This is a genomic window from Anaerovibrio sp. JC8 (assembly GCF_002100115.1).
In the GTDB taxonomy this organism is placed as follows: Bacteria; Bacillota; Negativicutes; order Selenomonadales; family Selenomonadaceae; genus Anaerovibrio.
Map to the genome: position 1 here is coordinate 1 of NZ_ANBM01000006.1, position 22,629 is coordinate 22,629.

Consider the following 22,629-nt stretch of genomic DNA (forward strand, 5'->3'; position numbering starts at 1 on the left):
CCAAGTTTATGAGATGGCTCTTTTTTTATTGTCTCCTCAGGCCGTCTCGGCGTTTATGTGCTTCATAGTTTGTCCGCCGAAAGTACTTGGCTGGGGGTGAATATGCCGGTGGCATATTCACCGGAACAAGACAAGCACCTGCTTCTGTTGTTCCGCGGCGTTAAAGCCCGGTGGCATATTCACCGGAACAAGACGGGTGCCATCCCGTCTTGCTCCGCGGTCGGCCTGGGACAGTGAAGTATTGTCCTGAATCAGGAAAGAAGTACTGTCTTTCGCGTCGCCACTTCACTAAAACAATTTTTTGCCATATTAAATTAGCGGAAAAGTCAAAACTCGCTTCGCTCAGACATTGACTTTTCTCGCTAAATTGTTTGAATACCAAAAAATCGTTTCTTTACGTTCAGTGGCTAAATGCTCAATACAGTAACTTCTTTCCCTTTATATCTGTTCCAACATATTTCTTCAGATGTGACAATTCACGCTCTGCTTATTCATGAAATCACCCGCATGTCACCCGCGTCTTTAATATGCTCAATACAGTATCTTCTTTCCTGTTATGTCACCCGCAACTTTTTTGTCTGTATAAAGGATTACGCCCACAAGTATCGAATATATCCACCCAAGGAGGGATAAAGATGAATTTAAAGCGGAAAATTCTTGGTTCTCTGTTGGGTATCACGATGTTGGCTACGGGCTTTGTGTCTGTAGGCCAGGCTTCGACGGATTTTCATGTGGATGCGTCAATAAAGCCTGTGCAGCTTTATGTAACCACTCAAACTACTGTGGACAGCGATGAAGATGGTGAGGTATTGCGCTCATCCATTGCTACCGTGGATATGGTTGGTTCGGGGGAGGATTTGGGCGTGGAGGCCCTTAAAAAGGCTCTGAACACCTATAACATTCAGGAAACAAAAAAATATTATGACATCAGAAATGGCATGATAAAGCAATCTGTCGCAGAACAGGTGATGCGCAAGGAAGGTGGCTCCACTTTTTTCCCGGTATATGAGGCCATGAAGGACGTCTATGTCAGACGGGCTGATACTGTGGCAGTAAGCCTTTTGGAGTTTTGCAGCTCCTATGAGGGTGGTGTCCATGGCATGTACGGTGTCTGGGGACGCAACTTTGATTCCAAGAGCGGCAAGGAGCTGAAGCTGAAGGACGTAATTAAGGATAAGAGCCTTTTAATTGCAGCTGTTGAAAACCAACTGCGGAGAGATTATCCAAATGCTTCCTTTATGGAAAGCAATAGCACTCTGATGCAGGAAACCGTGGAAAACATGATAAAGGATGATGTTATTCCTTGGACACTGGATCCTTGTGGCATTACTGTATATTTTAACCCTTATGCCATAGGCTCCTACGCCGAGGGCATGTTTACCTCCACCATTCTTATGGATGAATTTCCTGAGCTTTTCAAGGTAAAATATCGCAGCAGACCTGCATCCTACTGTATGGAGATTTACTCATATATGCCGTTACGGACAATTTTTGCAGATGGCAGCGGTACTTCCCTGTTTATTAATGATCTCTATGATGGTATTGTGGTTCAGACAGGCCCTAACCAGCTTAAGGATTTTAAAAAGAGCAGCCATATACGGTCTCAGTTAATCAGCCTGGCTGATGGCCGGCGTTATCTTTATGTTGATGGCATAGATGATGGCCTGGCATGGGAAAAGACCAGAATTTACGATATTACCTCCGGTGATCCGACGCCTGTATCACTTACTCCATGGTTGAACAGACGTGGGGATATACCTGAGAGGTTTAATCTGATAACGAAATATGATGCTTCCAAATGTGTATTTTACCCTATTGCCAATCCGGAGAATTTCGCCATGTCAGTGCTGGATGAAGGTTCCGGCAAGGCCAGCTTCCATTATTTCCGCATTGGCAATGATGGCAGACCGGTGCAGAAGGACATTGTAGATTGTAATTGTCCATAAAAGAATACTACACAAAATAATACTCCCCTATACTCAACAGGACTAAGCCTGCCAGTATAGGGGAGTTTTTATGTATATTTTTATTTGGATTCGTTCTTTAATTCCTTTTCGCTTCTATGGATGTCCAGAATCAGGTGCTTTACTACAACTATGCACGGTACTGCCATAAACATACCGGCGGTGCCCAGAATTTCTCCTCCCAGGACAACACCCAAAATAGTGGTAATAGGGTGTATATCCAAAGCCTTGCCCACAATATTTGGATAGATGAGATTGTGGTTGATCTGGGTCATTATGAGGTAGAAGCAGGCCGTCTGAATGACAAGATATGGCGTATCAGTGGCTGTCAGGGCTATACCGAAAATAGAAGCAACCGTTGGACCAAGGACTGGAACAAATTCGCAGATACCGCTGAGAACGGCGAATACAGAGGCGTATTTGTTGTCCATAATGGAGAAATATGAGTAGACTATTACGCCGGTTATACAGCACATGAGAAGCTGGCTGCGGATATAAATCTGCAGGGAGTGCAGTACGGCAGTGAAAAGATGGAAAATTCTAATCTTATCCCGCCGTGGGAAAAGATTGGCAATAAAATGCAGAATAGCCCGGCCATCCTTGAGAAGATAGAAGGTAACAAAAATTATGATTACAAAATCCACAACCTTATTGAAGGCAGATACTATAATCCTAAGGGATTCCCGCAAAAGATTGGAGCCCATTGAGGCTATTTCGCCCCACATATCATCAAAGCCGTTGTTGATGGATGGTATATTCTGAACGATTTGCATGTTCTGTATTCTGGCTGCCAGCCTAGGTAAATCCATAATAAAATTGGAAAAGGTTGGTACGAAGGATACAGAAACCACAGTGGCCAGCCCGAAGAGCATCAGCAGAAAGATGCCCAAAGCAAGGCCGGCGGCCGCAGGTCTTGGGATTTTTTTGGATAATTTATTGACCGGCTCTGCCAACAACAGTTGAATTAAAAGGGAAATAAAAAATATAAAGGCAAAGGCCGGGAAAAACCAGAAGCCTGAAGCAAGCGCCACAAAGGACACAGCCAGGACTATGGAAGTTTGACGGGCAGATATCATAAATTGCCCTCCTTTTATCAATTGGTGTACAGACTTAATTATACAGCAGTCCTTCAAATTTTTCCCTTTTTACAAGGAAAAAACTTCTAAAATAAAATATCATGTAAACAAAAACACTATACTGCTAAAAAATAAAGCCTTATCATGTATATTATATCATTTTAATAGGATTTTTAAAACATTGGCTTGCAAGGGATGCTTTTTCGGTATAATATTGTTTATAATGTTAAAAGAATGATTTTGAGGAGTATATTATATGGATAAGCTTTTAAATAAATATGCAAAATTGGTAGTAAAGACCGGTGTAAATCTGCAAAAGGGTCAGCTTTTGGTAATTAATTCCCCTATTGAGTGTGCGGACTTTGCCCGTCGGGTGGCCAAGGAGGGCTTTGAAGCCGGCTGTTCTGATGTAAAGATTAACTGGAGTGATGAAAAATTTTCCCGGATCCGCTTTGATGGGGCTGCCAATGAGATTTTCGATGAATTCCCTCAGTACCGCTACGATATGTTCATGAGCTTCAAGGAAAAGGGTGCAGCCATCGTGTCCATTCATGCCTCTGATCCTTCTATTTTCAAGGGTGTGGAGCAGGACAAGCTAAGACGGGCCCAGATGGCAGCAGGCCAGGCTTTGCTGGAATACCGTGGGGCTCTTATGAATAATGAGCTTCGCTGGTGCGTGGTATCCATTCCAACGGCCGCATGGGCCTCCAAGGTATTTAAGGATGCAGCCAATGCTGATGAGGCGGTGGACAAGCTGTGGCAGGCTATTTTTGCAGCGGTTCGCATTGATGAGAGCAATGACCCGATTGAGGCCTGGAATACGCATACGGCCTTTATGAAGAAGGCTACGGATTTCCTTAACGGGGAAAAGCTGGTATCACTGCATTATACCAGTGGTTTGGGAACTGACCTTACGGTTAAGCTGCCAAAGGGCCATATTTGGGCCGGCGGTGCTGAAATAGCCGCTGACAAGGTGGAATTTGTGGCCAATATGCCAACTGAGGAAGTATATTCCCTGCCGGACCGTAACGGAGTTGACGGTGTGGTTTATGCTTCCAAGCCGCTTATCTATCAGGGGAATGTAATTGATGGCATCCGCCTGGTATTTAAAGAGGGTGAAGTGGTGGAGTACAGTGCCACCAAGGGACAGGATTTCCTGAAGCAGCTGCTGGAAACTGATGATGGGGCCAAGCATTTGGGAGAGGTGGCATTGGTGCCGTATGATTCACCGATTTCCAACAGTGGAATTCTCTTTTATAATACCCTTTTCGATGAAAATGCTGCCTGCCATCTGGCCTTTGGCAAGGCTTATCCAACCTGTCTGGAAGGCGGGGAGAAGATGGATACGGTGGAGCTGGCAAAGCACGGGGTAAATGATTCCCTGGTTCATGAGGATTTTATGATTGGTACCGCGGATATGGAAATTGTAGGAACCAGAGCAGATGGCAGTACCGTTCAGATATTTTCCAAGGGTAATTTTGTAAATATTTAACATTATTTTAAGGTTAAATAAATATTATGTGATTAGTTGGTCGGGGGAAGTCGTTTTATGGGTGAGTATTTTAACAAGCAGGTGTTCAAGGCAGTATGGCCCATATGCTTTGGCTATATTCCCTTGGGGGTGGCCTGCGGTATATTGGGGCAGAAGGTGGGTCTGGATGCCTTTTTGATGGCCATGATGTCCATATTTCTGTTTGCCGGCAGCGGCCAGTTTATTGCCTTGGCCATGATAGGGGCAGGAACGGCCATTATTCCTATTGTAATAACCGTTGGCATTGTAAATCTCCGTCATATGCTTTATGGTCTTATTTTAAATCAGTATATTTCCAAGGAATCCTTACTGTACCGCATGATTTATGCCCAGGAAATAGTGGACGAAACCTTTGCGGTAAACAGTATCGAATTTCAGAAGCCCAACAGTACATGGAACCCGAAAAAGGCGACAGCCCTGAATTTTCTGGCTCACATGAGCTGGATGCTGGCAACGGTGGCCGGGGTACTGCTGGGAAGTGCAGTGTATATAGATACTGGTCTGGTAAGCTATGCCCTTATTGCCATGTTCATTGGCTTGTGGTCCTTCCATTTTAAGTCCGCCAAGCTGATTGGCATTGGTGTTCTGGGAGGCGGTCTGGCCTTGTTATTATCACTTTGGCTGGATAATATGCTTAATGTGGTGGTGGCCACCATTGTGGCAGCTGCCATTGGCGCGGTTATAGATAATGGCGAGGGGGTGGAAAAGAAATGAGCTATACGGATATACTGCTTTGTATCTTCGGGCTTTTCTGTTCCTCCTACATTTCCCGGATTTTGCCTCTGGCTGTCCTGGGACGGCGCCCGTTGCCAACCTTTCTTTCCCTCTGGCTGAAGTATGTGCCAACGGCGGTATTTGGTGCCCTTATTTTCGTGTCGATTTTTGGTGACGCCAGCAGCGGCTTTAGATTCAGCTGGACCAATGTGGAATTTTTGGCAGCGATTCCGGTGCTGATTGTGGCGGCAAAAACCAAAAGCCTTGCCTACAGCATAATTGTGGGCCTGGCCGGGTATTGGATACTGCAAAATTATATGGGATAAGATTAATCCGACAAAACTTAACTAAATAATCCTTAAAAAATATAGTCCCCGCGGGTAATAACGCCTGCGGGGACTTTTTATAGTTTGTGATGCAGTTACTTATTTTGTTGATGGCTTGGTGTCTTTCAAGGCCTGTACAACATCCATATATTCCTTTGATGTATCCTTGTCCATTTGATTTTTAATTTCCTTTTCGGCTTTTTTTATTGCTGAAGGGTCGGCCTTCTTAAAAATGCTTTTGGCACTGAGAAAAATGGATTTAAGCTCCTCCTGCCTTTGAGTCATACATTCTCTGACTATCTTTTTAAGATAATCATCAGTCAGGGTTTCCCTGTCGGCGGTTTTGGTGATGGACAGTATATGGTAATAAATAATGGCTACCACATATATTTCCGCTGCCTCAGAAGCAGCCCGCAGCATTCCACCGGCCAAGGCTCCAAAGCCCGGGAGGAATTTCACCATTTCAAAAATTCCTTTTTTGGCCAGCCAGAAAGCACCCAGCTCAGTTCCAATGGCAATAGCGATGGTTTTTATCTGGCTGTTACTGAACCTTATTCCCAGGCAATCGTTTATTTCCTTGAACATATAGAGATCATTTGCATATAAGGCCGCAAGGGAAGCACCGGGTATAGGTATAAATGAAGCTCCCATGGCCATCATGGCGTGCTTTTTTACAATGGCATTTATTTCTTCGGATAAAACGTGATTCCCCAAAGAATCAAACTGCTCCAGGGAAGATTGCAGTATTGTTGGGATTAAAATGTTGTCACCCATAATATACCTCCATAATCCAGATGCTTGATAATTACTTCGACGAATATATTATTTTTCCTTCCCGTTCATATTAGGCATTATTAGTAGTATAATTACCCCAAAAGGGAAAATATAGAAATGGTGGTGGATTACCGCAATGAATTTTGGACTTGAATGGAAAGAGCAGGATGCCATAAATTTACAAAACCGGTTTCGGGTAAAGCCAAACCAGATAATTTGTCTGAGCTTTGTGCTGATGATCAGCATTGGTACACTCCTGCTGACCTTGCCCATCAGTACCACCAACAATATGGGGCTGCATCCCGTGGATGCTTTGTTTGTTTCCACCTCGGCCTCCTGTGTGACGGGGTTGACGGTGGTGGACCTGAAAAATGATTTGACCCTGTTTGGAAAGATAGTTATGCTGCTGCTTATTCAGGTGGGGGGCCTGGGCATCATGACCCTGGGAACCTTGGTGGTTCACAGTATGGGGTACAGATTCCGCCAGTCAGAAAGCATGGTGCTGCAGGAGTCCTTAAATCAGGATTCTCGTACGGGCCTGTTTTCCCTTATCCGTCGCATGATAAAATACACCTTTGCGGTGGAGGGCTTTTTCTCTGTGGTTTTGGCCTGGCATTTTTACCCTGAGTACGGGTGGGACTGTATCGGCTATGGGATATTTCACTCTGTTTCCGCCTTTTGTAATGCGGGCTTTGATTTGTTCGGAAATTACGAAAGCCTGTCGGGGCGGCCGGATGACCTGTTTTTGATGGGCTGCCTTGGCACCCTTATTGTACTGGGCGGTATCGGCTTTACGGTAATGTATGATGTTATGCAGAACCACAGCTGGAGAAAATTTTCCCTCCATACCCAGATAGTGCTGGCTACAACAGTAGTTCTTATTGTGGTGGGGGGCTTGTTGATTTTCCTGGTGGACGGGCAAAATCCAAAAACATTGGCAAATCTGCCCCTTGATGTGCAGCTGGCCCAGTCCTTTTTTACATCCGTATCCTGCCGTACTGCCGGCTTTAACACCTTTGATCTGGGGGCATCTACCCAGATTACCCAGCTGGTGATGATAATTCTCATGTTTATCGGTGCTTCCCCACTGTCCACTGGTGGCGGTATCAAAAGCACTACATTTTTTATAATTATGCTGTCCATGTGGACTGTAATTCGGGGGAGAAACCAAAATGAAGTCTTTGGCAGAAGAATAGGCAAGAAATTGGTGTATCAGTCCTTTGCCATTTTTACCATTGCCACAATCTGGGTGGTAGCCGTGGGAATTGTACTGTCAGTTATTGATGGTGAGGTCCATGAGCTGGAAATGGTGATATTTGAAACTGTGTCGGCCTTTGGTACTGTTGGCATGGGAATAGGTATTACCAACGAGTGGAATATGTGGGGAAAACTGCTGCTGTCCCTTACCATGCTCATGGGCAGGGTAGGTATTCTGACATTTATTATGGCAGTTATCAAGCAAAAGGAATCTATTATTAAGTATCCAGAGGGTAACATTATGATAGGTTGAGGTAAAGAATATGAGAAGAAAAAGACAGTTTGCGATTCTTGGAATGGGACGGTTCGGCATAAGCCTTGCCGAAACCCTGGAAAGCATGGGCTATGAGGTTTTGTGCGTTGATGTGGATGAAAATCTGGTAAGTAAATTGGCCGAGCAGGTGTCAAGGATAGTCAGCTTTGATATACGGGATGCCAGGGCTTTTGACCAGGTGGGGATAGAGAGCTTCGATACGGTTATTATTTCCGCCAAAAAACTGGAGGCAAGCCTGATGGCCACCATGCTGTGCAAGGAGCGCAATGTTCCGGATATAGTTGTGAAGGCCATTGATGAGCGTCATGCTGAAATGGCCAAGAGAATGGGTGCCACCCAGATAATTTTCTCCGAGCGGGATATGGCCAGACGGCTGGCACTGCATCTGGTGGCTCCTAATGTTCAGGATTATATTGAAATAAACGGGGATATTAAGATTATTAACTTTAATGCCCCTGAAGATTTGTGGGGTAAAACCCTGCGGGATGCCAATCTGCGTGAAAGATATGCCTTAAATGTTATTGCAATAATTCATGAAAAGGCAACCCTTATTACGCCACCGCCAAGCTACGAATTTTGTAAGGGAGACAAGATTTTTGCCATAGGCTCCAACGAGGTGCTGGCCAAGTTCAGGCAGAATGTTTTGGCTTCCATGGAACAAGAATAGAGCATTTTGATTGTATTTGTGATATAATGTAACGTAGCATGTAAGTTAGTAAAATATTTTTGTTTTATAGGGGGATGACTATGTCTAATAAGTTTTGTCCAAGTTGTGGTCAGGCAGTTGAAGATAATGTAAGCTTTTGCCCAAATTGTGGCAGCTCTATCCAGGAGACTGTTCCTTCAACTAATGTAAATGAGAGTAATGGTTTTCAGCAGGATAACTCCTTTCAGCAGAATGACCAGATGAATCAGAATTACTACCAGCCAATGGGTGAGGCCGGCACTGCTTGGGGCCTTGGCGATGATAAAAAGCTGGTAAATAAGATTGCTTACGGTATTTTGGCAATTCTTTTGGGTGGTTTTGGTATTCATAAGTTTTATTCAGGCAAGACCATGTGGGGAATTATTTACATTCTGCTCTGCTGGACCGGTATTCCAGCCATCTTGGCTCTGGTAGAAGGTATTATTGGCTTGACCACCAAGGACGACGGTCAGGGCAACATCTATGCCTGATGATGAGCTTAAATTTATAATGCTCTTGTGATAGTTGCGCCCTGCATTGCGGGGCGCTTTTATATTTGGTGAATGGCAAGGGAAACGGAAGATATGGCAAAGATAAATTAATAGCAGGAAATAGCCTCCCATATATAGAATGATACGACATACATGAACTGTGCGGAGGCTTGTGATATGAAAAAAGTAATTACAATAAATAAGGATATACATTTATTTAAGGTTGTGCTGCGGGCACTTCTGTGTTCATTGCTTGCAATTTTTATCCTTTCGTCTTTTTCGCCAACTATGGCCAAGGACGAGACAACATGGATAATGGGATGGCATTATCTGGATCCCGCAAGCCTTCAATTCAGCGACAATTATCTTTATGCCAGTGATATTTATAATAATGGCCGCACCTCCCCAAAGGTAAATCAGCGGCGTTTTTATTTGGATACGAAAACGAATCGTGTAGTCTATGATTTTAATGATAAGGTTTTTGGCTGGTGCTTTAAAGGCCGGGTCAGGGAGAATGCCTTCACCTACAAAATGTGGCAGGTGATGAAGCCCTATATGAAAAATTTCCCAGTTTCCAGCTGGCGCCTTTGATTTTGCGCTAGTATGTTATATGGAGAGCAAGGCATGGATGGTCAGTGGGTTACAGATAATAAAATCAGCAAGGGTACGGGGGAATACTGGCGGGCCATTATTGCTCTTTTTTGTGGCAGTCTGGTAACCTTTGGGGCTGAGTATTGTGTTCAGCCGATTATTCCTGTGTTTACTGATGTTTTTGCCCTGGAACCGGCTACGGCCAGTCTGGCAGTTTCCTTTGGTACCGGGGGAATGGCCATAGCAATGCTGTTTATTGCGGAATTTGCCAAAAAGCTGCCCAGAAAAGCTGTAATGTCCATCGCTCTCATCGTATCGTCAGTTTTGGCTGTGGTTATGGCCTTTAGTGACTATTTTGGGCTGATTTTGCTGCTGCGGTTTTGCCAGGGCTTTCTGCTGGCAGGATTTCCTGCCATGGCCACGGCCTATATAAGCGAGGAATTTGACAGTGCCATTGTGGGGGCTGTGGTCGGCATATATGTTAGCGGCACCTCCATAGGCGGCCTTGCAGGGCGGGCACTGCTCAGCTTTTTTACGGATTTGTATTCCTGGCGCATGGCCCTGATCATACTGGGAGTGGCCTATGCCATAATCGGTGCAGCCTTTGTGTTTGTTTTGCCCAGAGCCAGGCATTTGATTGATGCAAAGGCTCCCATTTCCGGCATTGGTGAGTTCAAAAAGCTATTTGCCAACAGGAGATTAATGGCCATTTATGCCATTGCCTTCATGCTGATCGGTCCCTTTGTCTGTGCCTATAATTACATCAGCTACGTACTTTTGGCGGAGCCTTACAATCTTAATCAGACCACAGTGGGGCTCTTTTATCTTCTTTATCTGGTGGGGACTTTTTCCTCCACATTGATGGGCTGCTTATCGGACCGTATTGGAAATGGCAAAACCATCCTCGTTTCCATTGGGGGTATGCTGGGGGGAATAATATTGTCACTTTATCCGTCCCTGATGGGGATAATTGTGGGAATGGGAATAATGACATTTGGCTTTTTCGGGGCCCATGCGGCTGCCATCAGCTGGTCCTGCAAGGTAGATAAGAGTGATAAGGCCCGGATTACGGCACTTTATATGTTCTTTTATTATATGGGATCAAGCCTTATCGGGTCCGGGGGCGGCCTGTTCTTTTCCCGCTTCGGCTGGCCGGGAATAGTGTTCTTCCTCGTTGCAATACTATCCGTGGCCCTGACTGTGAGCTGGATATTATTAAAGCATGAGAGTTGATGCAGTATATTAATTGAATTTTCCTCCCGATTCCTATATAATATATGGGTATATTTTTTAAAAGACGAGATAATAAGTGAATTAAGTGGAGGAATAAACTTTGTCACAGTTGACTGATGAAATAAAGAGACGGCGGACCTTCGCCATAATTTCTCACCCGGATGCGGGTAAGACTACCCTTACGGAGAAGCTGCTGCTGTACGGTGGTGCCATTCATCTGGCAGGCTCTGTAAAGTCCAGAAAGACTGCCCATCATGCAGTTTCTGACTGGATGGAAATCGAGAAGCAGCGCGGTATTTCTGTTACTTCTTCCGTATTGCAGTTTAATTATGGCGACTATTGTATCAATATCCTTGATACCCCGGGCCATCAGGACTTTTCCGAGGATACCTATCGTACCCTTATGGCCGTGGACAGTGCCGTTATGATTATCGACGTGGCAAAGGGTGTTGAGGCACAGACCAAGAAGCTCTTCAAGGTCTGCAAGCAGCGGGGTATTCCAATTTTTACCTTTGTAAACAAGCTGGACCGCTTTGGCAAGGCTCCTATTGACCTGATGGATGAGCTGGAGAATGTGTTGGGCATCCGCTCCTATCCAATGAACTGGCCAATTGGCACTGATGGCAAGTATTTTGGCGTGTACGACCGCCAGAAGAAGCAGATTGAGCTCTTTGAGGATGATACCTCCCATGGTCAGAATACCCGTGCTTCCGTGACCGGTTCCCTTGATGATCCTGAGTTTGCCCAGATGCTGGGCCAGGAAGCCCATCAGACCTTGATGGACGATATTGAGCTGCTGGATATGGCCGGCGAGGACTTTGATCTGGAGAAGGTGGCCCGTGGTGAGCTGACCCCAATGTTCTTCGGTTCTGCCATGACCAACTTCGGCGTGCAGAATTTCCTTGAGGAATATCTTAAGCTGGCTCCGGAGCCACAGGCCCGTCAGTCCTCCGAGGGACTGATTTCCCCTGAGGATGACAAGTTCTCCGCCTTTGTATTCAAGATTCAGGCCAACATGAATCCGGCCCACCGTGACCGCCTGGCCTTTATCCGCATCTGCTCCGGCAAGTTCGAGCGAGGCATGAGCGTATATCATAAGCGCAGTGGCAAGGCTATCAAGCTGGCCCAGCCACAGCAGTTCATGGCCCAGGACCGTCAGATTGTGGAGGAAGCATATCCGGGGGATATTGTTGGTCTCTTTGATCCGGGTATTTTCGGCATTGGCGATACTCTCTGCGATAATTCCAAGAAATTTGAGTATGAGGCATTCCCGGTGTTCCCACCGGAGAAATTTGCCCGTGTAAGCGCCAAGGATACCATGAAGCGCAAGCAGTTTGTAAAGGGTATTGAGCAGCTGACCCAGGAGGGTGCCATTCAGCTATTCAGACAGGCCGGTGCCGGCATGGATTCCTTTATTGTGGGTACAGTTGGTACCCTGCAGTTTGAGGTATTGGAATATCGTCTGAAGAATGAGTACGGCGTGGATATCGAAATGAACATGCAGCCGTATGAGGTAGCCCGCTGGATGTCCTATGAGGATGGCCGTGAGGTGACTCCTGCCAGCCTCCGCGGTGCTGACCGCGGTATGTTCGTACTGGACCGTCGGGATAATCCTGTTCTGTTGGTCAACAATGAGTGGGCCTTGGGCTGGATTACGGACAATAATCCTGACCTGGAGCTTCATACAGTGCCTCTTGACCGCAAAGAAGTTTAATGACCAGAGGTAGGTAAGAACGTGGCTAATTTTTACATTGATTATGAAAATGTTCATAATGAAGGCCTGAAGGGCGTGGAAAAGCTCACTCCCGATGATACCATGTATCTGTTTTACAGCGACAAGGCAGATACCTTGAAGATTGATGTGGTGCAGAAGCTGCTGGCTACCCAGGGCAATATCCGTTTTATGAAGATTGAAAACGGTGTGGAAAATGCCTTGGATTTCCAGCTGATTACAGCTTTAATGTGCGACTACTCTGCTGACAACAATTATTACATCATCAGCCGGGACAAGGGCTACGATGCGGCCATCGCCATGGCCCAGCAGCGGGACCGCCGGGAGATTTTCCGTTGCAAGGACATAAGCTGGGCTATAAAGCATCAGAACAATGAGGCCATTGATGAAAGCGACCCTGAGGTGATTACGGAAATCACCGATGAGATTGAGATAATCCAGACTGTGGAGGAGCTGCTTTCAGATAATGACTATGGGGAAAAGGCAGACAGTTTGACTGAGGAACAGTCTCCGGCTCCGGAGGCGATGGAGGAGTCTCAGCCTGAGATTTCTGCTGAGGAAAAGGACAAGCGCTCCTATCAGTCCATCTGCACCAAGATTTTAAACACCATTAAAATCAATCATAAGGTGCCTCTTAATTATCATCAGGCAGAGCAGGTCTACAAGGCCTTGCAGCAGACCTCCACCAAGATGGAGTTTTACCGCAGCCTGAACAGCATCATGGGCCGCAAGGAGGGCAGTGACCTTTATCAGAAGATTAAGGCCATCTACAAGACCCTGCGGGGTATTTACAAGGCCTCTGTGGCGGCTGCTGAAATGGTGGAGGCAACTCCTGAGGCCATGGAGGCGGCCATCAAAAAGGAGCCTGCAGTTCGGGAGATTAACCTTGAGGGTATTGATTCCCAGCAGACCATGATGGAAATTGTTATGGAGGCTCTTTCTGAAGAAGCCCTGGCCGGTGAGGATGTGGAGGCAGAAGCGGCAGCCATTGTGGCGGCGGTAATGCTGGCATCCAAGGGACAGCCTTCCGAAGCACCGGCTGAAAAGGAAGCTGCCGGAAAAACGGCAGAGCCTTCAGCCAAACCGAAAAGAAACTATCGTCGTCCAAGGACACCAAGAAAAACGGCGACCAGAGGAGACAACAAGCCCGAGAAGGAGCAGCAGACAGAACCGGATGCCAAGTCCGAGGAAAAGACGGCACGGCCACGCCGCAGCTATCAGCGTCGCGGTACCCGCCGTACCGGAGCGGCAAATCGCCGAAAAACAGCACCAAAGGCTGAAAAAGGCACTGCTTCCAAAGAGTAATATTTGCAAAAATAGCAAATATAGCAACAATAGCAATAAATGAGACCCGATGGAGGGAATTTTTCTGTCGGGTTTTTCATTTTTATTCATAAATATGCAGGAATAATGGGCCCCTATAGAGAATTCAGAATTGTGTTTATTTTTTGCAAGATTGGGGGACCTAAATATGGAAATTAAGAACATTGGCTTTATTGGTACCGGAGTAATGGGCAGCAGTATGGCCCGTCATCTGAAAAATGCCGGCTTTAACGTGTCTGTGTACAACAGGACAAAGTCCAAGGCCCAGCCCCTTGTGGATGAGGGCATGAAATGGTGTGATACCCCGGCTGAGGCGGCAAAGGATGCGGATGTGGTGATTTCCATAGTAGGCTATCCGAAGGATGTGGAAGAGGTATACCTTGGGGATGAGGGTATCCTTTCAGCCAAGAAGGGTGGCATAGTCATTGATATGACTACCTCCAGTCCGTCACTGGCCAAGAAAATCTATGAGGCGGCCAAGGCGAAGGGGGTACAGGCTCTTGATGCGCCTGTGTCCGGCGGTGATCTGGGGGCAAAAAATGGTACCCTTGCCATTATGGTGGGGGGAGATGAGGGTGCATTCAATGATGCACAGCCAGTATTTGAGGCCATGGGGAAGACCATTAATTTCTTTGGCCCTGCCGGTTCCGGACAGTATACCAAGATGGCCAATCAGATTGCCATTGCGTCCGGTATGCTGGGAGTAGCTGAGGCTTTGTTCTATGCCAAGAAAATGGGATTGGACCCTCAGAAGGTGCTGGAAACTATCGAAACAGGGGCTGCCGGCTCCTGGTCCTTGTCAAATCTGGGACGACGCATGCTGAAGGAGGACTATGCTCCGGGATTTTATATCAAGCATTTTCTGAAGGACATGCGTATCGCCATTGAGTCCGCTGAGGAGGCCGGACTTGAACTGCCAGGACTTTTAAAGACAAAGGAGCTTTACGACATTCTTTCTGACAGGGGAATGGATGATAACGGCACCCAGGCTATTATCAAATGGTATTTAAACCAATAACTTAGGAAGGAACCTGGAAATCTTGAATATAGAAATTCAATTATGCAGTCTTTTTGTGGTAATTCTGCTGTCTGCGCTTTACTTCAAAAACAGGCGGTTGAAGCTTTATAAGGGACAGCTGTTTGTGGGTGTGCTTATAATATCCATCATGAATCTGTCCCTGGATATAATATCCCTGGTGTTTATTCATTTTAGGGATTATTTTACGGTGCCAGTAACACATACGGTGTGCAAGCTGTATCTTGTGGTGCTTATTCTGGAAATATGGATGGCCATGTGCTACACGACCTGTGATTTGATGACGGAGGTGCGCCACAGGAGATTTTGTCGCAGTCTTGGCATGATTACTCTGGTCTTTGGCCTGGTGACAATGCTTCAGGATATTGGAATTTATGACGTGGCCGGTGTGGTGTATACCTATGGTCCGGCTGTGTATCTTACTTATTTTTATGCCCTGATTATGTTGCCTGCCATTATACTTTGCACCATTATTTACAAAAAGAAGATGAACAGGCACCGCTGCCTGGGCATGAGGTATTGGATCACGGCCCTTGTGGTGGCGGCGCTTGTTCAGTTTGTGTACAACGATTTGTTGCTGGTGGGCTTTGCCACCTCTGTGGGCATAATTGTGTTGTTTGTAGGCCTTGAAAATCCGGAGCTGCAGCTGGACCGTCAGTATGGCTGCTTCAATAGTGCGGCTTTGGCAGAATTATTGAAGCAGTCTTTGGAGCGGAGAGAGAAATTTGCCCTGTGTGATATTGCCCTGGATAATGTAAGCATACTTAAAAACAAGACGGTTGATATCACCAAAATCCGCAAGGTGGGCAATAAGGTTATGGGCAGGAACCCGGATGTACTGGTTTTCAATAATCTGGATATGAATATTATCCTTATTGCAAAGGATATTAACGCTATAAGAAGGATTTTGCAGGATTATGTCAAATACTTTGGGGAGATGTCCCCTACAGGATTGGAATCCACCATCAGCATCATGCCCCGGGGGAATCAGATAAAGTCCGTGGATGACCTGCTGAAGCTCTTTGGCTATTGCCGCAGTCAAAAGAGTGCATCCATCAGCAATAATGTGCTCTTTGTCACCGACAAGGATGTAAGGGAATTCCATCTGATTGACAGCATGCGCTCCGAGATTACGACAGCCCTGGATGAGGACCGGGTGGAGATATTCCTTCAGCCGATTTACAACATCAAAAAGGGGAAATATACCGCTGCTGAATCCCTGGTGCGTATCAGAAAGCATGATGGGGAGTATCTTATGCCAAATCTGTTCATACCTGTGGCGGAGGCCAATGGCATGATTCTTGATCTTGGCAAGCGGGTAGTGGACAAGACCTGTTCCTTCCTGGCAGATGGCAAGGCCGTGGATCTGGGCTTGGAAACTCTCGAGATTAACCTTTCCATTTTGCAGTGTGAACAGCCTGATCTGCTTGAGGATGTGCTGGCTGTTATTGCCCGTCACGGCATTGAGCCCAAGTATCTGTGCATGGAGGTAACGGAAACGGCCTCCATTAATTCCAAAAAGCTTATTTTAAGCAATATGGAGAGCTTCAGGAATATCGGCATCAGATTTGCCCTGGATGATTTTGGCAGCGGCCAGTCCAATTTCACTTATTTGGCGGATATGCCTTTTGATATTCTGAAGCTTGACATGAACCTGATCAAGTCATACCAGGTAAGTGATCGGGCCCGCCACGTCATACAGGCTGTGGAGCGTATGGCTCACGAAATGGGCCTGGAGGTGGTGGCAGAGGGTGTCGAAACTGAAGAAGAATTTGACAACATGAAGAAATGTGGTGTAGACTCCATTCAGGGCTTCTATTTTTCAAAGCCATTGCCGGTTCCTGAATATATGAAATTTATTCGGGAGCACAACAGGGATGTATAGATGCTGTGGCCCTGGTATGATATTGTATGAAAGACCTTTAAAACTGTATCAGAAGTGGGATGATGAGTTTATATAGACATATTTTCCCATTTTTTTGATAAAAATTTAGTCTTAATTGGACAAAACACTTTCACTATGCTATTATACTAGCAGTGTAAGTAACTGAGAGGAGAAATGAACACTATGACAAAAGCAGAATTAGTTGCAAAGATTGCAGAGAAGGCAGAATTGACTCAGAAGGATGCAGGTGCTGCATTGAAGGCTACCATGGAAGCAATCCAGGAAGCTCTCGTTGCTGGCGACGCTGTACAGATGGTAGGCTTTGGTACCTTCAAGGTAAATGAGCGTGCTGCACGTACTGGCCGTAACCCTCAGACTGGTGAGGAGATTAAGATTGCTGCTGCAAAGGTTCCTGCTTTCAAGGCTGGTAAGGCTCTGAAGGATGCAGTTAACAAGTAATCTTTTACTAAAACTGTAAAACATGGCATTTGCCTAAAAACCCCTGATTTTGTATCAGGGGTTTTTGTTTTGCCAGCCTTGCAGGATTTTCCTGTCTGCCGTCGAAGTAAAAAAAGAATACCATATAGTGCAATGGAATTAATTTGCTGTAAGGACGGTGGTAGCAGTGCAGGATAGCGACAAGGAAATGGAAGTAACCATGGAAGAATTGGAGCCCACTCCCACTCTGCTGATTGTAGAGGACAATATTGTTAATAGGGAAATACTGTGCAATATTTTGGGGAAGCATTTTCATATAATTACAGCGTCCAATGGTTTGGAAGGGCTGAATTTTCTGCGGGAGCACCACAAGGAAATTTCTGTGGTGATTTTGGATATCAACATGCCGATTATGAACGGCTATGAGTTCATAGAGGCGGTAAAGGATGATATAAATCTTTTCAAGATACCTATTGTGGTCACTACTGTCCACAGCAGCATCAATGAAGAAATCCATTGTCTGGATATGGGAGTCTTTGACTTTATAGCCAAGCCCTATATTCCGAAGCTGATTCTTACCCGCATCAACAATATTATTCGTCTGCTGAAAAGTGAGCAGTCCATTGTGGATTCTACCACGGATGCCCTTACCGGCGTGAAAAACCGCAAGGGGTATTATGAGGACATTGAGCGCTTTGCAGCCTTGCCGGATGCGGACACCAGAAGCCTTGGCATTGTGTATCTGGACATTAACGGCCTGAAGCTGGTGAATGATGAGGAGGACCATACTGCCGGGGACCTTCTGATAAAATCCGTTGTTGATATTACCAGACAGGTATTTTATGATGCGGAAATTTACCGCGTGGGGGGCGATGAGTTCATTGTCCTGTCCTTTGATGAAAGTGAAAGCTCCCTGGGGAAAAAGGTCATGAAGCTGAAGACCTGCTGGACGGAAGCCATTTCCGCCTCTGTTGGCATGGTCCTGGTACATGGCCTGAAGGATATTGAGGCCGGTGTGGCAGAGGCTGACAAGAATATGTATGAGGACAAGAACAAGTTCTATGAGGGGAAGCCTGATCACAGCCTTTTCTTCAAGAAGGTTCTCAACACTGATATGGTACGGCTGATTGGCGCCATGGCCGACTTTTTGCCGGGAGGCTTTCTGGCATTTCGTCTGGATACGGGGGAGCTGGTGCATAACAACAGAGATGTTGCCGAGACCTTGGGCTACGATTCTGTGGAGGAAATGCAGCAGCTGGTTCACAACAACATAAAGTATATCGTTCATGCCGATGACTATAACCTTCTCCGGGCCGGCGTCAACGTGGTAAAGCACAGGGCTGGCGGCATCAACAGGGTGGAGCTGCGGCTTACCATGAAGAACGGCAACCTGAAGCTGGTAAAAATGGGCATAAAGGCAGTAAACACCGTTACCTTTGGTGAACTGGCATATGTATTCCTGATTCTGGACAGATTTTAGACAGGGATAGCAGTTGTCTTGGCGAATTAAATTTTATATAATTATAATAACTTAAAGGCAATGGGCGGAATGGAGGTGCTGAAGATGGAGATTGGTGGACTTGGCGGTTATGCGGTACAAGGCTATCAGGTCACTGATGGCAAGGGCGTGGGTCCTGAGCATCAGATCAAGCCCGGCAAGAAGTCTTCTCCGGCAGAGTGTGAAACCTGTAAGAACCGCAAATATACAGATGGCTCTGATGAAATGGTATCCTTTAAGGCCCCTGGACATATTGACCCTAACAATGCTGCGGCAGTGGTACTGGGCCATGAGCAGGAGCATGTTTCCAATGCCTATAATAAGGCCAGAAATAACAACGGCCATGTGGAACGGGCTACGGTCCGCCTGAAGACTGATATTTGTCCGGAATGTGGGCGTTCCTATATTTCCGGTGGCGAGACCAACACCCAGATAAAGTATTACAATGAGGATAATCCTTATCAGAAGGATTTAAAGCAGACTGATGCTGCCAAGTATCGGGGTGCTCATGTGGACATTGCCGCATAAGATTTGACGTAATAAAAGCCGGTTGCAGGATATGTGCAACCGGCTTTTTGGTGTGCCGTGAGTTTTATAACGAGCTTTAAGATGTCACCCCCCTCTTTAGGTGGGGGAAAACAAACTACAACAGCTGGCGAGCATATCTCCCAGCTCGTTGCGACACGAACGAAGTGAGTTAGTCCTTTAGGGAAACGCTAATTGGAAGATTTTTCTTCTAAAGAAGAAAAATTTGAACAATGGCGTTATATAATTTATGTTTCTTTGAGGGTGAAGGCGGCCAGCAGTCCCACCAGGGCGAAAACCGGCAGAATATAGAAGACGTATTCCAGACCCTGATTATCAGCCACCCAGCCCAGCATAGGCGCAATGACACCGCCGGCACTGAAGCCGATGCCCAGGGTAACCCCGGAGGCCATGCCGATATTTTTCTTTAAATATGTCTGTCCCAGCACTACCATCGGGCCCACACTGGCGTAAAGGGCGAAGCCGGCACAGCCCACAATAATGTAAAGCATGGCAGTATTATGGTTGAAATTAAAGGCTATCAGGGCCAGCCCCATAATAATCATGGAGACCTTCAGCACAAAGCTGTTGCCATGCCTGTCAGCGGCATAGCCACCCATCCAGTTGGTAAATATGCCCACCAGGGCCAAAACTGTAATGGTGACACTGCTGACAGTCTCGCTCTGGTTAAGTATATTAACGCAGTATAGAGGCAAAAAGGTGGTCAGGGAGGTGTAAAGGGCGGCCCGGACAATTACAAAAACCGTCAGACGGCTAAAGGCACTCCAGTCGTTTTTCGCCGGCAGAGGATTATCGGCAGCATTCTTTTTGGCAAGGTGCTTCACCATGCGGCCCATTTTTGGCATGAGCAGGGCTATGGCTGAGCTCATAATAATGCAGAATCCGCCAAAGAAAATAAGGGCATCCATTCCCCAGATGCTGGCCAGGGAAGCACCCAGAACAGGCCCGATACAGAAGCCTGCGCTGCCTCCTGTGGAGAAGATACTCATGCTGAGGGCCTTGTTGCCTTCTGCCAGACCGTTTACCATTTTGGCCGCCTCCGGGTGAAATATGGCATTGCCGATGCCCATAAGGGTTATGGAGACAAAAATAAGGGTGTAGTCATGTATAAAGGCTACGGAGCCCAGTGACAGGCCGCTGAGAAGAATTCCCAGGGGCATGAGATAGGCATAGGATTTTTTATCGGAAATGTAGCCTATAAGGGGCTGGATAATGCTGGAAAGAAAGCTGGAGGCAAACATAAGCCCGGCGGCCAGCTTGTAATCCATGCCGTAGATAGCCACAAAAAACGGCAATAAGCCCGGCAGGGCACCGGTATTTATATCACAGCTGAAATGACCAGCCGATAAAACGTAAAGATACTTTTTGTTCATGCCTCCATCCTTCCTTTCATGGTAAAAAAGCAAATAGCATCTTGCTAATGCAAAATGCTATGGGGTACTGAAGATGTTTAATTGGTAAAATACTCTTTCATTGATTCCAAAGAGATTTCAGACTGGTATTTTTCGTAGGCCTTTTTCCAAGGGTCCTGTCTGGTAATGATATCCCGTAACTGGGAAAGGGATTTTTTGTTGCACTGTTTTACAACTTCGTCGATAAGGGAACTGTCACCAATGTCAGGAATTTCCTCTCCATCATGTGGGATAAGTCCACCTTCAAATTCTTTGTATTCGTTGAAAACGTCTGTGACGACAACCCCCAGACTGCTTGCCTCCATGGTCTGCTCAAAGCATGGCTTGTTCAACTCCAGTAGGTACTTTGCCTGAATGAAATACAAAACATTTTGCAGCTTTGGATTTGTAATGTAGTACTTGTTTACAATGTAATCTGCGACTTTCCTTGCGTCCATTGTGGGTAAATCAATCCTTTCCTTTCTTTGTGCCCAACTTTTCCGGGTTTTATATTAAATGTACAAAAAAAATAATCATTTATGAGTGTTACAAAAACATCTGATAAATCAGCGATAAAATGTTATCAAATTCGAATGATGATGTCAACGAAAATAATATTTTACAAAAAAAGAGTCACATGATGTGACTCTTTTGTAGATTGCCTGTTATATTTTCGTGATTTATTAAAAAAGGTTAAAAATTTTCTCTGACAAAATTCTGGGCAAAATCCTCACATTCCTTTAAGCCATCGGCGTCAGGAGTGTTGTTTATCATTACCCCTTCCTTATAAACTTTTGCACCGTGCTCCCTGCAGCGCTGATGCCAATCCTGCAGCCATTCTCCGGAGCCCCAGCCGTAGGAGCCGAAAAGGCCTACAGGAATATCCTGGATATTGTTTTCTGCCTCCTGAAAGAATGGCTCGAATTCTGCTTCTTCCAGCACCTCACAGCCCATGGCAGAGCAGCCAAAGAGGAACCCGTCATAGCCGGCCATTTTATCAGCACTGAACTGGTCTACGGAATAAAGGTCTGTTTCTGCCCCGGCAGCCTTGGCACCGTCCGTCATGGATTCGGCCATGGCCTTGGTATTTCCGGTTCCGGACCAGTAAACAACAGCAATTTTCATAAATCATCAACTCCTATACATTTTTTAAAATATGAATATCTATAATTATGCGGCACTTATGAGATCCTGAAGACTTTCCCCGGACTTCAGGCGGGCACACATATTATTGATACAGTTGTTGTAGCACTCAAAAAGATGCTTTTGGGCAGCTTCGTTGGAATATACCTTCCAGAAGCCACTGTAGAGATAATTCTGCCCCTTGTTTTTGATAAAGCCCTGAACATCTGCCGGCGGGTACCCAAGAAAAATACCGATTTCATGGGGGAAGCCGTCACATTCCGCAATGCGTTTTTTCAGCCTGTCCAACAGGACTGGAAGGGATTCTTCACTGATTCCCTTTTCTACAGGGTAACCAAAGCTTTTTAGGATATCAATAGCCAGGGGGCGACGAAGAAGGCGGGTCAGGAGTTTTGGCCTGTAAAAAAGCATCAGGGCGTGGCGCTTTTGCCTGGACAGCATGAGATACTTTATCCCGTGGCACTTAAAGCACGTGTGGTGTTTTTGCATAAAATCCTGGAAGGAGTCATCAGAATTTATTTTGAAGGCCACCATGCTGCCGCATTTAATACCCTTGATGGTAGGTGCGCAGTGATACGCCATTTGATGCTCATAATTGTCATATAAATTATTCTTATTCATGGAAATTCACCCCCTTGGCTATTTGATATTCTTTCTCAATTACAGCTTTAGTATAGCATATATGAGAATGGTTATCAATAGCAAAAAGACAAATTGTTCA

22 protein-coding genes are annotated in these 22,629 nt (G+C 45.9%); 16 read left to right on the forward strand and 6 right to left on the reverse strand.

What is annotated here, in order from left to right; all coding sequences use genetic code 11:
• The first annotated feature begins 635 nt into the window (after window positions 1-635).
• Window positions 636-1,946 (forward strand): RsiV family protein, encoded by a 1,311-nt coding sequence (locus tag D081_RS07070; protein WP_158087591.1) that lies wholly within the window; start codon window positions 636-638, stop codon window positions 1,944-1,946.
• A gap of 80 nt (window positions 1,947-2,026) precedes the next feature.
• Here the strand turns inward: D081_RS07070 and D081_RS07075 are convergent, their stop codons facing one another.
• Window positions 2,027-3,040: an AI-2E family transporter gene (locus D081_RS07075; RefSeq protein WP_085023492.1), complete on the reverse strand. Its 1,014-nt coding sequence runs from the start codon at window positions 3,038-3,040 to the stop codon at window positions 2,027-2,029.
• A 256-nt stretch (window positions 3,041-3,296) separates the two neighbouring features.
• Between D081_RS07075 and D081_RS07080 the strand changes: the two genes are divergently transcribed.
• Genes D081_RS07080 through D081_RS07090 form a run of 3 tightly spaced genes read left to right on the forward strand, consistent with a single transcriptional unit; the run spans window position 3,297 to window position 5,611 of the window.
• Complete coding sequence (locus tag D081_RS07080; protein ID WP_085023493.1) at window positions 3,297-4,532, forward strand: aminopeptidase; 1,236 nt, start codon at window positions 3,297-3,299, stop codon at window positions 4,530-4,532.
• A gap of 57 nt (window positions 4,533-4,589) precedes the next feature.
• Window positions 4,590-5,285, forward strand: a complete 696-nt coding sequence (locus tag D081_RS07085) for an AzlC family ABC transporter permease (protein ID WP_085023494.1) — start codon at window positions 4,590-4,592, stop codon at window positions 5,283-5,285.
• Window positions 5,282-5,611, forward strand: coding sequence for an AzlD domain-containing protein (locus tag D081_RS07090; RefSeq protein ID WP_085023495.1), 330 nt, complete (start codon window positions 5,282-5,284; stop codon window positions 5,609-5,611). The genes D081_RS07085 and D081_RS07090 overlap by 4 nt, the downstream gene beginning before the upstream one ends.
• 99 nt (window positions 5,612-5,710) lie before the next feature.
• Here D081_RS07090 and D081_RS07095 read toward each other — a convergent pair whose 3' ends face one another.
• A complete protein-coding gene (locus D081_RS07095) occupies window positions 5,711-6,385 on the reverse strand; it encodes a YcjF family protein (RefSeq protein WP_085023496.1) in 675 nt (224 codons plus the stop codon).
• A gap of 136 nt (window positions 6,386-6,521) precedes the next feature.
• Between D081_RS07095 and D081_RS07100 the strand changes: the two genes are divergently transcribed.
• The 12 genes from D081_RS07100 to D081_RS07155 all read left to right on the forward strand — a co-directional run bounded on the left by D081_RS07100 (window position 6,522) and on the right by D081_RS07155 (window position 19,356).
• Complete coding sequence (locus tag D081_RS07100) at window positions 6,522-7,895, forward strand: TrkH family potassium uptake protein (RefSeq protein ID WP_085023497.1); 1,374 nt, start codon at window positions 6,522-6,524, stop codon at window positions 7,893-7,895.
• A gap of 10 nt (window positions 7,896-7,905) precedes the next feature.
• Entirely contained in the window at window positions 7,906-8,583 is a 678-nt protein-coding gene (locus tag D081_RS07105; RefSeq protein WP_085023498.1) for a TrkA family potassium uptake protein, read from the forward strand.
• 80 nt (window positions 8,584-8,663) lie between these two features.
• Window positions 8,664-9,092: a TM2 domain-containing protein gene (locus tag D081_RS07110; protein ID WP_158087592.1), complete on the forward strand. Its 429-nt coding sequence runs from the start codon at window positions 8,664-8,666 to the stop codon at window positions 9,090-9,092.
• Window positions 9,093-9,269: 177 nt separating this feature from the next.
• The gene (locus D081_RS07115; RefSeq protein WP_085023500.1) at window positions 9,270-9,683 is read left to right on the forward strand and encodes a hypothetical protein; all 414 of its coding nucleotides are present in this window, start codon (window positions 9,270-9,272) and stop codon (window positions 9,681-9,683) included.
• Between the two features lie 33 nt (window positions 9,684-9,716).
• Complete coding sequence (locus D081_RS07120) at window positions 9,717-10,916, forward strand: MFS transporter (protein ID WP_158087593.1); 1,200 nt, start codon at window positions 9,717-9,719, stop codon at window positions 10,914-10,916.
• A gap of 100 nt (window positions 10,917-11,016) precedes the next feature.
• The gene (locus tag D081_RS07125) at window positions 11,017-12,630 is read left to right on the forward strand and encodes a peptide chain release factor 3 (protein ID WP_085023502.1); all 1,614 of its coding nucleotides are present in this window, start codon (window positions 11,017-11,019) and stop codon (window positions 12,628-12,630) included.
• 21 nt (window positions 12,631-12,651) lie between these two features.
• Window positions 12,652-13,953: a PIN domain-containing protein gene (locus tag D081_RS07130; RefSeq protein WP_085023503.1), complete on the forward strand. Its 1,302-nt coding sequence runs from the start codon at window positions 12,652-12,654 to the stop codon at window positions 13,951-13,953.
• A 166-nt stretch (window positions 13,954-14,119) separates the two neighbouring features.
• Window positions 14,120-14,989 (forward strand): NAD(P)-dependent oxidoreductase, encoded by an 870-nt coding sequence (locus D081_RS07135; protein WP_085023504.1) that lies wholly within the window; start codon window positions 14,120-14,122, stop codon window positions 14,987-14,989.
• A 22-nt stretch (window positions 14,990-15,011) separates the two neighbouring features.
• Entirely contained in the window at window positions 15,012-16,892 is a 1,881-nt protein-coding gene (locus tag D081_RS07140) for an EAL domain-containing protein (RefSeq protein ID WP_085023505.1), read from the forward strand.
• Window positions 16,893-17,075: 183 nt separating this feature from the next.
• Window positions 17,076-17,351, forward strand: a complete 276-nt coding sequence (locus D081_RS07145) for an HU family DNA-binding protein (RefSeq protein ID WP_027396493.1) — start codon at window positions 17,076-17,078, stop codon at window positions 17,349-17,351.
• A gap of 166 nt (window positions 17,352-17,517) precedes the next feature.
• Window positions 17,518-18,810, forward strand: a complete 1,293-nt coding sequence (locus tag D081_RS07150) for a response regulator (RefSeq protein ID WP_085023506.1) — start codon at window positions 17,518-17,520, stop codon at window positions 18,808-18,810.
• 84 nt (window positions 18,811-18,894) lie between these two features.
• Window positions 18,895-19,356 carry a hypothetical protein gene (locus tag D081_RS07155; protein ID WP_085023507.1) on the forward strand — a complete coding sequence of 154 codons (462 nt, stop codon included), beginning with the start codon at window positions 18,895-18,897 and terminating at the stop codon, window positions 19,354-19,356.
• A 245-nt stretch (window positions 19,357-19,601) separates the two neighbouring features.
• On the opposite strand, the gene D081_RS07160 is transcribed toward D081_RS07155, so the two are convergent.
• The 4 genes from D081_RS07160 to D081_RS07175 form a co-directional block, all read right to left on the reverse strand.
• Window positions 19,602-20,747 carry an MFS transporter gene (locus D081_RS07160; RefSeq protein WP_085023508.1) on the reverse strand — a complete coding sequence of 382 codons (1,146 nt, stop codon included), beginning with the start codon at window positions 20,745-20,747 and terminating at the stop codon, window positions 19,602-19,604.
• A 77-nt stretch (window positions 20,748-20,824) separates the two neighbouring features.
• On the reverse strand, window positions 20,825-21,223 hold the full coding sequence (locus D081_RS07165; RefSeq protein ID WP_085023509.1) for a Panacea domain-containing protein: 399 nt from the start codon (window positions 21,221-21,223) through the stop codon (window positions 20,825-20,827).
• Window positions 21,224-21,458: 235 nt separating this feature from the next.
• Window positions 21,459-21,890, reverse strand: a complete 432-nt coding sequence (locus D081_RS07170; protein WP_085023510.1) for a flavodoxin — start codon at window positions 21,888-21,890, stop codon at window positions 21,459-21,461.
• Between the two features lie 45 nt (window positions 21,891-21,935).
• Entirely contained in the window at window positions 21,936-22,529 is a 594-nt protein-coding gene (locus tag D081_RS07175; RefSeq protein WP_085023511.1) for a DUF3793 family protein, read from the reverse strand.
• Between the last annotated feature and the right edge of the window lie 100 nt (window positions 22,530-22,629).

Excerpts from the sequence above, each read along its gene's own strand:
- D081_RS07070 (WP_158087591.1), top strand. The coding sequence starts at position 636 with ATGAATTTAAAGCGGAAAATTCTTGGTTCTCTGTTGGGTATCACGATG.
- D081_RS07075 (WP_085023492.1), bottom strand. The coding sequence starts at position 3,040 with ATGATATCTGCCCGTCAAACTTCCATAGTCCTGGCTGTGTCCTTTGTG.
- D081_RS07080 (WP_085023493.1), top strand. The coding sequence starts at position 3,297 with ATGGATAAGCTTTTAAATAAATATGCAAAATTGGTAGTAAAGACCGGT.
- D081_RS07085 (WP_085023494.1), top strand. The coding sequence starts at position 4,590 with ATGGGTGAGTATTTTAACAAGCAGGTGTTCAAGGCAGTATGGCCCATA.
- D081_RS07090 (WP_085023495.1), top strand. The coding sequence starts at position 5,282 with ATGAGCTATACGGATATACTGCTTTGTATCTTCGGGCTTTTCTGTTCC.
- D081_RS07095 (WP_085023496.1), bottom strand. The coding sequence starts at position 6,385 with ATGGGTGACAACATTTTAATCCCAACAATACTGCAATCTTCCCTGGAG.
- D081_RS07100 (WP_085023497.1), top strand. The coding sequence starts at position 6,522 with ATGAATTTTGGACTTGAATGGAAAGAGCAGGATGCCATAAATTTACAA.
- D081_RS07105 (WP_085023498.1), top strand. The coding sequence starts at position 7,906 with ATGAGAAGAAAAAGACAGTTTGCGATTCTTGGAATGGGACGGTTCGGC.
- D081_RS07110 (WP_158087592.1), top strand. The coding sequence starts at position 8,664 with ATGTCTAATAAGTTTTGTCCAAGTTGTGGTCAGGCAGTTGAAGATAAT.
- D081_RS07115 (WP_085023500.1), top strand. The coding sequence starts at position 9,270 with ATGAAAAAAGTAATTACAATAAATAAGGATATACATTTATTTAAGGTT.
- D081_RS07120 (WP_158087593.1), top strand. The coding sequence starts at position 9,717 with ATGGATGGTCAGTGGGTTACAGATAATAAAATCAGCAAGGGTACGGGG.
- D081_RS07135 (WP_085023504.1), top strand. The coding sequence starts at position 14,120 with ATGGAAATTAAGAACATTGGCTTTATTGGTACCGGAGTAATGGGCAGC.
- D081_RS07145 (WP_027396493.1), top strand. The coding sequence starts at position 17,076 with ATGACAAAAGCAGAATTAGTTGCAAAGATTGCAGAGAAGGCAGAATTG.
- D081_RS07155 (WP_085023507.1), top strand. The coding sequence starts at position 18,895 with ATGGAGATTGGTGGACTTGGCGGTTATGCGGTACAAGGCTATCAGGTC.
- D081_RS07160 (WP_085023508.1), bottom strand. The coding sequence starts at position 20,747 with ATGAACAAAAAGTATCTTTACGTTTTATCGGCTGGTCATTTCAGCTGT.
- D081_RS07165 (WP_085023509.1), bottom strand. The coding sequence starts at position 21,223 with ATGGACGCAAGGAAAGTCGCAGATTACATTGTAAACAAGTACTACATT.
- D081_RS07170 (WP_085023510.1), bottom strand. The coding sequence starts at position 21,890 with ATGAAAATTGCTGTTGTTTACTGGTCCGGAACCGGAAATACCAAGGCC.
- D081_RS07175 (WP_085023511.1), bottom strand. The coding sequence starts at position 22,529 with ATGAATAAGAATAATTTATATGACAATTATGAGCATCAAATGGCGTAT.